Source organism: Streptomyces sp. NPDC050625 (assembly GCF_040654755.1).
Classification (GTDB): domain Bacteria; phylum Actinomycetota; class Actinomycetes; order Streptomycetales; family Streptomycetaceae; genus Streptomyces.
This window is the reverse complement of the sequence record NZ_JBFAIQ010000003.1, coordinates 169,500-183,066: the sequence shown is the minus strand read 5'-3', so window position 1 is coordinate 183,066 and position 13,567 is coordinate 169,500. Positions and strand designations below refer to the sequence as shown.

Annotated in this window: 14 protein-coding genes and 1 tRNA gene; 13 read left to right on the top strand and 2 right to left on the bottom strand. The window is 70.0% G+C overall.

Going from position 1 to position 13,567, the window contains the following annotated elements:
- Positions 1-44 precede the first annotated feature (44 nt).
- Positions 45-1,202, top strand: coding sequence for a glycosyltransferase family A protein (locus AB0I54_RS08345; protein ID WP_363295502.1), 1,158 nt, complete (start codon positions 45-47; stop codon positions 1,200-1,202).
- A 219-nt stretch (positions 1,203-1,421) separates the two neighbouring features.
- On the opposite strand, the gene AB0I54_RS08340 is transcribed toward AB0I54_RS08345, so the two are convergent.
- Positions 1,422-2,855, bottom strand: a complete 1,434-nt coding sequence (locus AB0I54_RS08340; RefSeq protein ID WP_363295130.1) for a polysaccharide pyruvyl transferase family protein — start codon at positions 2,853-2,855, stop codon at positions 1,422-1,424.
- A 213-nt stretch (positions 2,856-3,068) separates the two neighbouring features.
- Here AB0I54_RS08340 and proB point away from each other — a divergent pair, with 213 nt between their 5' ends.
- From proB to AB0I54_RS08315, 5 genes are all read left to right on the top strand, one after another.
- Entirely contained in the window at positions 3,069-4,175 is a 1,107-nt protein-coding gene (gene proB, locus AB0I54_RS08335) for a glutamate 5-kinase (protein ID WP_363295501.1), read from the top strand.
- Positions 4,176-4,297: 122 nt separating this feature from the next.
- Positions 4,298-4,726 (top strand): hypothetical protein, encoded by a 429-nt coding sequence (locus AB0I54_RS08330; protein WP_363295129.1) that lies wholly within the window; start codon positions 4,298-4,300, stop codon positions 4,724-4,726.
- A 131-nt stretch (positions 4,727-4,857) separates the two neighbouring features.
- Positions 4,858-6,144, top strand: a complete 1,287-nt coding sequence (locus AB0I54_RS08325; RefSeq protein ID WP_316757659.1) for a glutamate-5-semialdehyde dehydrogenase — start codon at positions 4,858-4,860, stop codon at positions 6,142-6,144.
- Between the two features lie 71 nt (positions 6,145-6,215).
- Positions 6,216-6,821 carry a hypothetical protein gene (locus AB0I54_RS08320; protein WP_363295128.1) on the top strand — a complete coding sequence of 202 codons (606 nt, stop codon included), beginning with the start codon at positions 6,216-6,218 and terminating at the stop codon, positions 6,819-6,821.
- 89 nt (positions 6,822-6,910) lie between these two features.
- Entirely contained in the window at positions 6,911-7,981 is a 1,071-nt protein-coding gene (locus AB0I54_RS08315) for a hypothetical protein (RefSeq protein WP_363295127.1), read from the top strand.
- A 61-nt stretch (positions 7,982-8,042) separates the two neighbouring features.
- Here AB0I54_RS08315 and AB0I54_RS08310 read toward each other — a convergent pair whose 3' ends face one another.
- Positions 8,043-9,122 (bottom strand): M48 family metallopeptidase, encoded by a 1,080-nt coding sequence (locus AB0I54_RS08310; RefSeq protein WP_363295126.1) that lies wholly within the window; start codon positions 9,120-9,122, stop codon positions 8,043-8,045.
- 102 nt (positions 9,123-9,224) lie between these two features.
- On the opposite strand from AB0I54_RS08310, the gene AB0I54_RS08305 reads away from it, so the two are divergent.
- From AB0I54_RS08305 to AB0I54_RS08275, 7 genes are all read left to right on the top strand, one after another.
- Positions 9,225-9,386, top strand: coding sequence for a hypothetical protein (locus AB0I54_RS08305; RefSeq protein WP_363295125.1), 162 nt, complete (start codon positions 9,225-9,227; stop codon positions 9,384-9,386).
- Between the two features lie 118 nt (positions 9,387-9,504).
- The gene (locus AB0I54_RS08300) at positions 9,505-9,666 is read left to right on the top strand and encodes a hypothetical protein (protein ID WP_363295124.1); all 162 of its coding nucleotides are present in this window, start codon (positions 9,505-9,507) and stop codon (positions 9,664-9,666) included.
- Positions 9,667-9,760: 94 nt separating this feature from the next.
- The gene (nadD, locus tag AB0I54_RS08295) at positions 9,761-10,432 is read left to right on the top strand and encodes a nicotinate-nucleotide adenylyltransferase (protein WP_363295123.1); all 672 of its coding nucleotides are present in this window, start codon (positions 9,761-9,763) and stop codon (positions 10,430-10,432) included.
- Between the two features lie 16 nt (positions 10,433-10,448).
- Positions 10,449-12,140, top strand: coding sequence for a LytR C-terminal domain-containing protein (locus AB0I54_RS08290; protein WP_363295122.1), 1,692 nt, complete (start codon positions 10,449-10,451; stop codon positions 12,138-12,140).
- Positions 12,141-12,242: 102 nt separating this feature from the next.
- Complete coding sequence (gene rsfS / locus AB0I54_RS08285) at positions 12,243-12,689, top strand: ribosome silencing factor (RefSeq protein WP_363295121.1); 447 nt, start codon at positions 12,243-12,245, stop codon at positions 12,687-12,689.
- Positions 12,686-13,354, top strand: coding sequence for a histidine phosphatase family protein (locus AB0I54_RS08280; protein WP_363295120.1), 669 nt, complete (start codon positions 12,686-12,688; stop codon positions 13,352-13,354). The genes rsfS and AB0I54_RS08280 overlap by 4 nt, the downstream gene beginning before the upstream one ends.
- Before the next feature lie 92 nt (positions 13,355-13,446).
- Positions 13,447-13,519: transfer RNA gene (locus AB0I54_RS08275), tRNA-Ala, on the top strand.
- The last annotated feature ends 48 nt before the right edge of the window (positions 13,520-13,567 follow it).

The window sequence follows — 13,567 nt, the reverse complement described above, 5'->3', positions numbered from 1 at the left end:
TGACGCAGCCTGATGTGACCGTGATCATCGGGGCGTACGAAGCGATGCCGTACCTGGTCGAGTGCCTGGCGTCCGTCGAGGCGCAGACCATCGACCCGGGACGTCTCGAGGTCATAGCGGTCGACGACGGCTCCACGGACGGCACGGGGGAGTACCTGGAGGAGTTCGCGGCCCGGGCGCCCATGCCGGTCACCGTGATCCGGCAGGAGAACTCCGGCGGCCCGAGTGGGCCGCGCAACGTCGGCCTCGGCAAGGCTTCCGGGCGGTACGTGTTCTTTCTCGACGCCGACGACCGGCTCGGCCCCGAGGCGCTGGTGCGCATGGTCGCCATGGCCGACAAGAACGGCACCGATGTGGTCCTGGGCAAGGTCGAGGGCATCAACCGGACCCCGCCGAAGTCGATGTGGGGCAAGACCCTCGACCGTACGGACGTCTTCTCGTCCAACATCAAGTTCACCCTGAGCGCCCAGAAGCTCTTCCGCCGCGAGCTGCTCGAACGGCACGGGATGCGGTTCGACGAGTCCCTGTGGACCGGCGAGGACGCGCTGTTCACGATGGAGGCGTATCTGCGGGCCGACGGGGTCTCCGTGGTCGCCGACTACCCGTGCTACTACCTGGTGGGCCGCGACGACGGCAAGCACGTCACGAAGAGCGGCAGCTACACGCTTCGCTTCGACTCCGCGCGGGCCCTGATGAACCTGATCGCCGAGATGGTCCCCGCGGGCCCCAAGCGCGACACGCTCATGATCCGGCCCTTCCTGATCACCCTGCTGCCGCAGTTCGGCCCCAAGTACCTCAAGGACAGCGAGGAGGTCAGGCGGCACAAGTTCGAGCTGGCCAAGCCGCTGATGGACGCCTACTGGACTCCGGAGGTCGCCCGCCGGCTCCGCGTCCACGAGCGCCTGCGGCTGCACCTCGTGGCCATCGGCCGACCCGAACTCCTCAAGGACGTCGTGGAGTTCGTCAAGACGAAGAAGAAGGCCGCCGCCGTCCTGGAGAAGCGCGGCACCCGCGTCTACCTCGTCTACCCGCACTTCCGCTCCCGCGAGGCGGGCCTCCCCGACTCCCTCTACCTCGCCGAACCCCGAGAGGCCCGGGCCTTCGAGGGCTACCGCGAGGCCTCGGCGAACTCCTTCCTCCGCCGAGCGATACGCAAGGTACGCCGCTCACTGCCGACCGGGGGCTTCGCGGCGGCGGCGTGACGCTGCCGCCGCCTGCGGCCGGCTCGGCGGGGGTCAGGGTGGGCCGCCCCTGACGGGCTCACAACCCTTTGGTTGACGGGGCGGGGCTTGCCGCCTGGGGGACGGCCTGCTCCGCACGCTCCCGAGCGCTGCTCAGCCGGCCCACCCGGCCGTGCGCTGCGGCCCCGGGAGGTCCACCCGACGGGGCTCCGTGGCGTCGCGGTGGGTTCCCGGCGTCCCCTAGTCCCGGCCCGACTGCAGTGCCCTGCGGATCGGTCTGCCCACCGCTCGTCTGGCGCGGCGGTAGACCGAGGGGGTCGGGGTGGCCGGGGTCAGTTTTGCCGTGGCCTTGTTGCCGCTCCGGGTGCGGGCCAGGTCTCGTTTCAACTGGGCGTTGTCCACCGACAGTTCGTTGATGCGGGTGTGCAGCCAGGTGAAGCGGGAGGTCAGCGAGGCCATGTCCGAGTCGTTCCAGGGGCGCACCCCGGCCGGGAACGACAGCGAACGCATCCGCTCCTCGAAGGCCGCGCCTCCGTCCCCGTGGGTGAACGTGTTCTCCAGCCCGTTCTTGTCCAGGAACGCGGTGAACCGCTCGAAGCGCTCCGCGTGACCGCCCACCAGCTTGGTGAAGTCGGCCTCCTCGTACAGCCGCGCCGGATCCGCGCTCTCCGGGTCCTTGGCGACCTTGTCCAGCCGCTGGTGCGGAATGTCGAAGTACCGGCACAGCTCCAGCGTCCGGGAGTCCCCGCACAGCACCGTCGCCGGCGTACCGGCCAGCAGCGCCGCGATGTTGCCGTGGATGCGCGAGCCGAAGGAGAAGTCGAAGGAGCGCAGGTCGTCGATCCAGGTGATGGGGTCGACGTAGACGCGGACCTTGTCCTCCCGGTACATCGGGTGGTCGGGATGCGTCGGCATCGCGGTCACCTGGGCGTTCGGGTCCGACAGGTCCCGCCAGTGCAGTTGCCGCGCGTCGCTGAGGTTCTGCCCGATGAAGCGCAGCCGCGGATACCGCTCGTGCGTGCGGTCGATGATCCGGTCCAGGCCCTGCGCCCGTACCGCGTTGTGCGAACCGTTGATCGCGATCCGGGACTCCGGCGTCAGCGCCACCGCCCGCTTGTGCACGGCGAGTTGATGCCCGTACATGAACAGTGACGGGCAGCCGATCACCTCGACGTCCCGGAACCCCATGTCCTTCAGGTACTGCTCGGTGAACTCGCCCCGCACCCCGATCGAGGCGCTGCGGTCCAGCACGGCCGAGACGAACTCCCGTACCGCCGGTTCGATCCGCTGCAGTCGCGTCGGGTTGTAGCTCACCCCGGTCTGCGCGCCGACCCCCAGCACCACCACCGGGATCCTCAGCCGGGTGATGAGCCGGGTCAGCCGCCGCAGCCCGTTCTCGAAGGAGGGCCGGAACGCATTGGCGAGCGGTACGACGAAGGCGTCGTACTCCTCGTTGATCCGGCCCGCCGCCGCCACCTCGGAGCTGATCCCGTTGGAGACCACCTCCGTGCCCGGAGTCTGAAGGATCTTGTGGGCGGCGTCGCTGAAGATCAGGTTGCCGGAGTTGGTGGCGATGACGTCCCGATGGAGGGCCTCTTCGACAGAGACGACGTCGTAGGGACTCTTCCCCGATCTCAGGAGGATGCGCTTGGCGCCGCGATCTTTGGATGACACAAAGTTCAAATTAAGTTTTGACTGTCTTTAATTTCTATAGGCAACCAATGCAACCTTTTTGCCGTATGCGAAGCGTGAGTGGGTGATCACGCGAGGTCTGTCCGGTGCGTGGACCGATGCGCAACGCACTATCCCGTTCGCGTAGATTGCCAGGCGGGCAGCCGTATCGTGACGCGAGGGGACGGACCGTAAGTGGCAAGGGCAAGGCAGGCCGTGGGCGAGGCCCGCAGGATCGTCGTCAAGGTCGGCTCCTCGTCGCTGACCACCGCGTCGGGCGGCCTGGACGCCGACCGCGTCGACGCGCTCGTCGACGTCCTCGCCAAGAGCCGCAGCGGGGGAGAGAAGGAGATCGTCCTCGTCTCCTCCGGCGCCATCGCCGCGGGCCTCGCCCCGCTGGGCCTGCTCCGCCGCCCGAAGGACCTCGCCCGCCAGCAGGCCGCAGCCAGCGTCGGCCAGGGGCTGCTCGTGGCCCGCTACGCCGCCTCATTCGCCCGCTACGGCGTCCGCGTCGGCCAAGTCCTGCTCACCTCCGACGACATGAGCCGCCGCGCCCACCACCGCAACGCCTCCCGAACCCTCGACAAGCTGCTCGCGATGGGTGCGTTCCCGATCGTGAACGAGAACGACACCGTCGCCACCGACGAGATCCGCTTCGGCGACAACGACCGCCTCGCTGCCCTCGTCGCCCACCTCGTCCACGCCGACCTGCTGGTCCTGCTCTCGGACGTCGACGGCGTGTACGACGGCGACCCCAGCAAGCCCGGGACCTCGCGGATAGCGGAAGTACGGGGGCCCGAGGACCTCGCCCACGTCGAGATCGGCAGCACCGGCAAGGCCGGCGTCGGCACCGGCGGCATGGTCACCAAGGTCGAGGCCGCCCGGATCGCCGCCGCCGCCGGCATCCCCGTGGTGCTCACGAGCGCGATCCACGCGGCCGACGCCCTCTCCGGCGGGGACACCGGCACCTACTTCCACCCCACCGGCAAGCGCTCCGCCGACCGCCTGCTGTGGCTGCAGCACGCCTCCACCCCGCAGGGCCACCTCACCCTCGACGACGGTGCGGTGCGCGCGGTCGTGAAGGGCCGCAAGTCGCTGCTGCCCGCCGGAATCGCTGCCGTCGAGGGCGAGTTCGGGGCCGGCGACCCGGTCGAGCTGCGCGACGGCGAGGGGCACGCGGTGGCCCGCGGGCTCGTCAACTTCGACGCCAAGGAGATCCCCCAGCTGATCGGACGTTCGACACGGGAACTGGCCCGGGAACTGGGTCCGGCGTACGAACGCGAGGTCGTACACAGGGACGACCTGGTGATCCTCCACCCGTAAACCGGGGCGTAACGACCGCCCCCGGTGGGGGACGTTCCGTAAAACCGCCCCGCGGAGCCGTGCGGCCTGCTCAACTTTCTCTCAGGAACACGTTCCCGAGTCGCTGCGTGAAGGAGGCCGTCGTGAGACGAGTGCGCCCTGGGGCGGCGGCGTCCCGTGGTGCTCTGACGAGCGTCGCGGCCGGGGACACCTACGAGGAGCCCAAGGACCTGCCACGTCTGTGGCATGTCACCCTCAGCGTCTCCGGGGACGAGGTCCCCCTGAAGGATCTGCGGCGCGCCCTGGAACAGCTCGCCCATGACCACCCCTTCCTGCTGACCAGCCGCTACGCCAACGACCACGCGGAGATCCGCTACTGGGAGGAGGCGCGCGACCTGCACGACGCGGCCGCCGTCGCGCTGCGCCTGTGGGGCGAGCACCGTCAGACCGCCGGGCTCCCCGCCTGGGAGATCGTCGGCCTGGAGGTCATCGACCGCGAGACCTACCACCAGCGCGTCGCCGAGGGCTACGGCCCGCCGCCCGCGACCCCGGTGGGGATTCACCCCTTCTGATCCCTTACCGGCGCCTTCCGTGCCGTTATGGTCGCCTTTCACTCACTTGCAGGCGTTTCGTCACCCTTGATCCCGTCTCGGGGTATGGAACAACCGCTGAACCGCCCCGGCGGGCGCACTACCCTTCCCTCATGACGACGCTCTCGCCGTACGACGCCATGTCCCCGGTCACCCAGGCCGCCTACCGTGCCAAGGCCGCCGCCGCCGACCTCGCGCCGCTGCCGCGTGCCGTGAAGGACGACGCGCTGCTCGCCATCGCGGACGCCCTGGAGGTCCGTACGAGCGAGATCGTCGAGGCCAACGCCAAGGACATCGCCAAGGCCCGGGAGGCCGGCACCAGCGAGGCCATCGTCGACCGGCTCACCCTCACGCCCGAGCGGGTCCGCGCCATCGCCTCCGACGTGCGGGACGTCGCGGGGCTGCCCGACCCGGTCGGCGAGGTCGTCCGCGGCTCCACCCTCCCCAACGGCATCGACCTGCGCCAGGTCCGCGTCCCGCTCGGCGTCGTCGGCATCATCTACGAGGCCCGCCCGAACGTCACCGTCGACGCCGCCGCCCTGTGCCTGAAGTCCGGCAACGCCGTCCTGCTGCGCGGCTCGGCCTCCGCCTACGAGTCGAACACCGCCCTCGTCCGGGTGATCCGCGACGCCGTGGGCGGCGCCGGGCTGCCCGCCGACGCCGTGCAGCTCGTGCCGGGGGAGAGCCGCGAGAGCGTGCGCGAGCTGATGCGCGCCCGCGGACTGGTCGACGTGCTGATCCCGCGCGGTGGCGCCTCGCTGATCCAGACGGTCGTCTCCGAATCCATCGTCCCGGTGATCGAGACCGGCACCGGCAACTGCCACGTCTACGTCGACGCCCGGGCCGACATCGACATGGCCGTAGAGATCCTGATCAACTCCAAGGCCCAGCGGGTCAGCGTCTGCAACGCCGCCGAGACCCTCCTGGTCCACCAGGACATCGCCGCCGAGTTCCTGCCGCGCGCCCTGGACGCCCTCGCCGAGGCCGGGGTGACCGTGCACGCCGACGAACGCGTCCTGGCGTACGCCAAGGACTCCAAGGCGACCGTCGTGGAGGCGACCCCGGAGGACTGGGAGACCGAGTACCTCTCGTACGACATCGCCGCCGCCGTCGTCGACTCCCTCGACAAGGCCGTCGAGCACATCCGGCTGTGGACCTCCGGCCACACCGAGGCGATCGTCACCACCTCCCAGCAGGCCGCCCGCCGCTTCACCCAGCTGGTCGACTCCACGACGGTGGCGGTGAACGCGTCCACCCGCTTCACCGACGGGGGCCAGTTCGGCTTCGGCGCGGAGATCGGCATCTCCACGCAGAAGCTGCACGCCCGAGGTCCGATGGGCCTGCCGGAGCTGACCAGCACCAAGTACATCGTCACCGGCGACGGCCACGTCCGCCGCTGACGGATGCCGCCCTCGCGGGTACGTGAAAGGCGTCTCACCAGACGGATGAATTTCCATACCGTCTGCCCAAATTGACCCCCCAGGTCTACTCTGGATCCGTGCCGGAGGACGTGGGGGGCACGCCGTTCCCGGACGGCTGGGAGCCCGACGACGACGACGACCACGGGGTGTCGGACGAAGAGTTCGCCTCCGTGGTCTTCGATGAGGCCTTCGTACGAGCGGCCGTGGTGCACGAGCCGACCGCAGTCGAGCGCCTCCTGGCCGCCGCCCAGGCAAGAGCCGAGGCCTCCGAGGCCGAGGCGCGCCGGGCACACGCCGCCGGCGAACGCTTCGACGACGGGTACGGCCCCGACGGACACGATTTCGGCCGCGACCGCGACCGCGACCTCGAGGACCTGGACGACACCGAGGTCCTCGACGACGGCTACGGCGCCCCCGGGACCTACGGCAGGCAGGTCCGCTGGCACCGCCCGGTCGCCTGGGTGCTCGCCCTCGTGATGGGCATCGGCATGGTCGCGCTGGCCTTCGCGGCCGTCTACCGCAGCGCCTCCTCGGGCGACCGGAACCAGGTCCCGCCCCCCGCCTCGACCGGCCTGGAACAGGGCACTGCGGCGGCTCCCTCCGTGTCCGCCGACACCTCGCAGCCGGCCGTCTCGGCGATCCCGCGCTCGCCCTGAGCTGCCTGTCGTCCTCCTGGTGAGAACCTGTCAGAACTTGTCGTGTACCAGGGCGTTTACCCGAGCCTCTCCAGACCTACTCTGAAAGTATGGGCGGGCCTGGAGACCCACCTGAGGGGACACCCGAGGGCGGCCCCGTGGGTGGTGAGGACGAGTACCGATCCGTCGTCTTCGACGAGTCGTTCGTCCGTGCTGCCCGGCTTCAGGAGTACTCCGCGCAGGAGCGCATGGCCGACCACGCGCCCGCCGTACGCCGTCGCCCGCCCCTGCACCGGGGGCTGACCCGGCAGGCGCTGATCCTCGTCCTGCTGATCGCCGTCGCCTTCGGCACAGCGATCTACATGGGCGTGCGTCACCCGTACAGCTCCCCGCAGGCCCGGCAGCCCGTCGAGCCCCTGCGGATGACCGTCATCCCGCTCTCCCCACAGGGCAAGGTGCCCGGCTCGGCCGACGCCGAGCACCTGTACGCGCAGAGCCCCGCCGCGCAGTACGCCGTAGGCGCCGAGGGGATTCCGCTGCCCGCCTCCCGGCGCACCGTCCACTTCTCGGACAGCGACGTCGTGACCGCGCTGAGCACGGCGAAGGACTACATAGTCCGCTCCGCGCTCTACCCCGAGGTGCTCAACAGCAGCCAGACCCACCCCGCGCGCGCCCTGGTCGACCCCGACCAACTCGACCAGTTCGACCAGAGCTTCGCGCACCCCGCCGCGGACGCCCGGCACGCGCCCACCGGCTGGCTGGTTCGCTTCGACCCCTCCCAGACACAGCTGGCCGACCGCAAGATCCGCGTCCAGGGCACGCTGCAGGCCGCCGAGACCAACTCGTCCACCCTTGAGGTCACCGCGGACCACACCTTCGTGTACGCGCTGCGGCCGACCGGCGCCGACGCCAAGGCCCTGGTGTCCCTGTTCACCGTCCGCCGCGAGCTGACATTCCGCTTCGACCGCGACGACCTGCGCACCCACCAGACCCAGCTGGTGGTCTCCTATGTGCAGGCGGGCCCTCTCTCCTGCGCCGAGGACTCCACCAGGTACCTGCACCCGCTCCTGGCCGGCCAGACCGCCAAGGCAGGCGGCCCGGCGGGCACCAACCCCTACGCCACAGGCAGCGCGACGGCCCTCTGCGGCACCCTGGCCCCGGCGGCCGAGCCGACGCCGTGAGCGGGGGCCATGGCCGCCGGCGCGACAGCGCTCCGCGGACCGGGGCCGACCGGCCCCGCCGTCACTCCTCGTCCTGCGGCGGAGCCTTCGGCGGGGGCTGGCTCGTGAAGCCGTCGAAGCCCCGCCGGACCCGGCCGCCCAGGCTCCCTGCCCCGCCCGCGAGGTCGGTGACCAGCTTCATCAGCGGGTCCTTGGAGCTCTTCACATCACTGGCGTAGCTCTGCGCCGACTCACGGAACGAGTCGCTGACCGAGGTGTCCTTGTCCTCGCTGCGCCGCGCGTAGTGCCCGTCCATGATCCGCTGGTAGTCGCGGGTCTCGGCCCACTTCTTCAGCTCGGCCGCCCGCACCGCGGTGAAGGGGTGGGAGCGCGGCAGCACATTGAGGATCTTCAGCACGGAGTCGCGCAGGTCGCCCCCCGCCTCGTACTCCTCGGCCTGCTGCAGGAACGCGTCCACGTTCATCTCGTGCAGATGGTTGCCGCCCGCGATCTTCATCAGACCGCGCATCGAGGCCTGCAGATCCTGGCCGACGAGCAGCCCCGCCCGGTCGGCGGACAGCTCCGACTTGCGGAACCACTCCCGCAGCGCCGTCACGATCGCCATGATCGCGAGGTTGCCCATAGGTATCCAGGCGATCCTGAGCGCGAGGTTCGTCAGGAACAGCAGGATCGTGCGGTACACCGCGTGGCCGGACAGCGCGTGCCCCACCTCGTGGCCGACGACCGCCCGCATCTCCTCCTCGTCGAGCAGCTCGACGAGGCCCGTGCTGACGACGATGATCGGCTCGTCCAGGCCGATGCACATCGCGTTCGGCTGCGGGTCCTGCGTGACGTACATCGGCGGGACCTTCTCCAGGTCCAGGATGTAACAGGCGTCCCGCAGCATGTCGTTCAGATGCGAGAACTGCTGGTCCGACACGCGTACCGAGTCGGACAGGAACAGCAGCCGCAGGCTCCGCTCCGGCAGCAGCCCGCTGAGCGCCTTGAAGACGGTGTCGAAGCCGCTCAGCTTCCGCAGTGCCACGAGCGCGGAGCGGTCGGCCGGGTGCTCGTAGGCACGCGAGGAGATCCCCGGGAAGCGCCGGCGCTGCCTGCTGGGTACGCGCTCGTTCCCGTTCTGCTCGTGACCGTCGCTGGACATGTCATCCCCCATGTGCGTCTGTGTGCCCTATGTGCCCCCAAGGCAAGGCCCAGCCTAGGCGGAGATACCGTGGACGGGCAGTACAGCCGAAGGAGCCACGTCATGGAGCACCACCCCGCAGCCGCCTGGCTGACCGAGGCCGCGAGCGCCGCCCAGCAGCACGGGGCGGGCAATCTGCTCCGGATCGTCCTGATCGTGATGTTCTTCGGTTGTGCACTGACCGGCTGGTTCCTGCTGCGCGGGTACAAACAGAAGGACGACTGAGCCGCCGCGAACGTTCCCCCCTCGTCCCCAACGGCGGAGTCGGCGCGAGGGGCGCAGAGCCGCCCGCTTACGATGAGCCGACATCTTTATCCCGCCCACACCGATAGGCCTGCCGAAGATGAGCTTCCACAGCACCGCTGCCCAGTTGGTCACCCTCGCCGCCGAGGGCGAAGAGGGCGGCAACCACAACAGCCTCAACCCTCTCGTCACCGGCGGAGGCGCCTTCATCATCCTCCTGCTCCTGCTGTGGATCACCACCCGCTTCAACCGCGACCGCTGAGCGCGGACGCCCGTCGCCGAACCGTCCCCCGGGGTCTGACGGACGAGGCCCGTAGGCCGGGCCGGTAGGGTCTGCACGCATGGAGGAGCAGGACATGCCTACCGGTCCGGCGAACGACATGGCGAACGACATGGTGAACGGCCCCGAGCACGGGCCCGGCAACGGCCCCGTGAACCCGGGCAAGCGCCGTCTCGGCGTCATGGGCGGTACGTTCGACCCGATCCACCACGGGCACCTCGTGGCGGCCAGCGAGGTCGCCGCGCAGTTCCACCTGGACGAGGTCGTGTTCGTCCCCACGGGCCAGCCCTGGCAGAAGACCCACCGCAACGTCTCCCCGGCCGAGGACCGCTACCTGATGACGGTCATCGCGACCGCGGAGAACCCGCAGTTCTCGGTGAGCCGCATCGACATCGACCGGGGCGGGCCCACCTACACCGTGGACACCCTGCGCGACCTGCGTGCGCTCAACCCCGACACCGACCTCTTCTTCATCACTGGTGCGGACGCCCTCGCCCAGCTTCTGACCTGGCGCGACACCGAGGAGCTCTTCTCCCTGGCGCACTTCATCGGGGTCACCCGTCCAGGTCATCACCTCTCCGACGCCGGACTCCCGGAGGGCGGGGTCTCGCTCGTGGAGGTTCCCGCGCTGGCCATCTCCTCCACAGACTGCCGTGCGAGAGTCGCCAAGGGCGACCCCATCTGGTACATGGTGCCGGACGGGGTCGTGCGTTATATCGACAAGCGCGAGCTGTACCGCGGCGAGTGAACCGAGAGGGGCACCGGTGAACGACCGATACGACGCGGGATACGGCGGCGATCAGTACGAACTCGTCGGCTACGACGAGTACGGGCAGCCGGTCTACCGCCAGATCCCGGCGCAGCAGGCTCCGCAGGCTCCGCGGCAGACCTACGACACGTACGCGCAGCAGGGCTACGGGTACGACCCGTACGCCACCGGGCAGCAGCAGCCCGTGCCGCCGTACGACGCCTACGACACCGGACAGCGGCCGACCGTGTCCTACGACCCGTACGGCACGGGCGCCCCCGGCGGTGGCCAGGCACCCCCGTACGACCCCTACGGGCAGACCGCGGCAACCGGCCGGCAGCCCCGGGTGGCCGGGCAGACCGCCCACATCCCGCAGCAGCCCGGGCCCGCCGAGGAGCCGGAACCGCAGGCCCCGGCGGCCCGAGAACGGGACTACCGCACCGAACAGTTCGCTTTCGTCGAGGAGCCGGACGGCAACTCCGAGGACGTCATCGACTGGCTGAAGTTCACCGAGAACCGCACCGAGCGCCGTGAGGAGGCCCGCCGCCGTGCCCGCAGCCGGGTCGTCGCCCTCGTCGTCGTCCTCGCGCTGGTCGCCGTCGGCGGTGTCGGCTACCTCTGGTACGCCGGGAAGCTGCCGGGTCTGTCCTCCTCCGGCTCCAAGGCCGGCACGACGACGTCCGCAGCCGCCCAGAACCGCGACGTGATCGTCGTCCATCTGCACAACACCGGCAAGGGCGGCACCTCCACCGCGCTGCTGGTCGACAACACCACCACCAAGCAGGGCACGACCGTCCTGCTGCCCAACTCCCTCGCCCTGACCGACGACGCCGGCAGCACCACGACCCTCGCCAAGTCGGTCGACGACGACGGCTCCTCCGGGACCCGGGACCAGCTCGACACCGTCCTCGGCACCAACATCGAGGGCACCTGGCGTCTGGACACCCCCTATCTGCAGAACCTCGTCGAGCTGGTCGGCAACATCGACATCGACACCAACGCCGACGTGCCCGACCCGGCCGCGAAGAAGAAGGGCAGCGGGCCCCTCGTCCACAAAGGCAACGGCCAGACCCTCAGCGGCAAGATGGCCGTCGCCTACGCCACCTACCGCGCCTCCGGCGAGGCCCAGAACGCCCAGCTGGAGCGGTTCGGCCAGGTCATGCAGGGCGTGCTGCGCAAGTTGTCCTCCGACGCCTCGGCGGCCACGATCACGGTGCAGACCCTCGCGCAGATCCTCGACCCCTCCCTGACCGACAAGGACCTGGGCACCTTCCTCGCCAAGCTCGCCGACCTGGCCAAGGGCGGCGACTACAAGACGGCCCTGCTGCCCGTGCAGACCGACGGCACGCTGAGCGCCCAGACCAGCTCCAGCGTGGTCAAGGACATCCTCGGCGGCACCGCCAAGAGCCCCGACGCGGGCTCCGCGGTCCGGGTCTCCGTGCAGAACGCCACCGGAGTCAAGGACAACACCGAGAAGGCCCGTGTGGTCCTCCTCAACGGCGGCTTCACCTTCCTGGAGGCCGGTACGGCGTCCACCACCCGGGCGACCTCGAAGGTGATCTACTCCTCCGCCGCCGACAAGGAGAACGCCACCGAGGTCGCCAAGACCCTGGGGCTGCCGACCAGCTCCGTGACGAAGGGCACGGTCAGCTCCAACGCCAGCGTCTCGGTGGTCCTCGGCCAGAACTACACGCCGTCCTCCTCCTGAGGACGGCCCCGGGGCACCCACGTGATCCGATAATCACGTGGGGTGCCCTCGGCGGTCCGTGAGACCCTTGATGTCAAGTGACCGCCGACGGAAAGCCACGCAGTGACCGCCACCGACCGTTCCATCGAGCTCATCAACACCGCCGCCCAGGCGGCCGCCGACAAGCTCGCCCATGACGTCATCGCCTACGACGTCAGCGATGTGCTCTCGATCACGGATGCCTTCCTGCTGGCGTCCGCCCCCAACGACCGCCAGGTCAAGTCGATCGTCGACGAGATCGAGGAGCGGCTCCTGAAGGAGCTCGGCGCCAAGCCGGTGCGCCGCGAGGGCGACCGCGAGGCCCGTTGGGTCCTGCTCGACTACGTCGACATCGTCGTCCACGTGCAGCACAGCGAGGAGCGCGTCTTCTACGCCCTGGAGCGGCTGTGGAAGGACTGCCCCGAGCTCGAACTGCCCGCCGACGCCAAGGCCACCCGCGGCAAGGCCGAGGAGCACGCCAAGCTGCAGGCCGCCGAGGACGCGGCCGAGCTGGACGGGGAGTGGAGATGAGCCCCACGGGTGAGGTGACCGACCGGAAGGACCGGGGCCGCCGGATCATCCTGTGGCGGCACGGGCAGACCGCCTGGAACGTGGAGCGCCGCTTCCAGGGCTCCACGGACGTCGAGCTCACCGAGACCGGCGTCGGCCAGGCCCGGCGCGCGGCGCGGCTGCTCGCCTCCCTGAAGCCCGACGCGATCGTCTGCTCGGACCTCCAGCGCGCCGTGCACACGGCCGCCGAGCTGGCCGAGCTCACCGGTCTGGAGGTCGCCCGCGACGAGGCCCTGCGCGAGACCTACGCGGGCGCCTGGCAGGGCCTGACGCACGAGGAGATCATCACCCGGTACGGCAAGGAGTACGCCGCGTGGAAGCGCGGCGAGCCCGTCCGCCGCGGCGGCGGCGAGCTGGAGACCGAGGTCGCCGACCGCGCGGCCCCCGTCGTGCTGCGGCACGCCGAGAAGCTGCCGGAGGACGGCACCCTCGTGGTGGTCAGCCACGGTGGCACCATCCGCACGACCATCGGGCGGCTGCTCGGCCTGGAGGCCAACCACTGGGAGAGTCTCGGCGGCCTCTCCAACTGCTGCTGGTCCGTCCTCGGCGAGGGCGTACACGGCTGGCGCCTCCTGGAGCACAACGCGGGCACCCTCCCGGAGCCCGTCCTCGGCGACGACGACTGAGCGTCCTTTGCGCCCCGGACCCCGGATTTCGCTTTCCGGCAGGTCGCAGGCTAAAGTTCTTCTTGTTCGCCCGCCGAGCGGGAGGAACGCACGGGGCTATAGCTCAGTTGGTAGAGCGCCTGCATGGCATGCAGGAGGTCAGGAGTTCAATTCTCCTTAGCTCCACGGATCGACACTCTCTTGAGTTGTCAAAGATCGGTGATGAGGATCCCG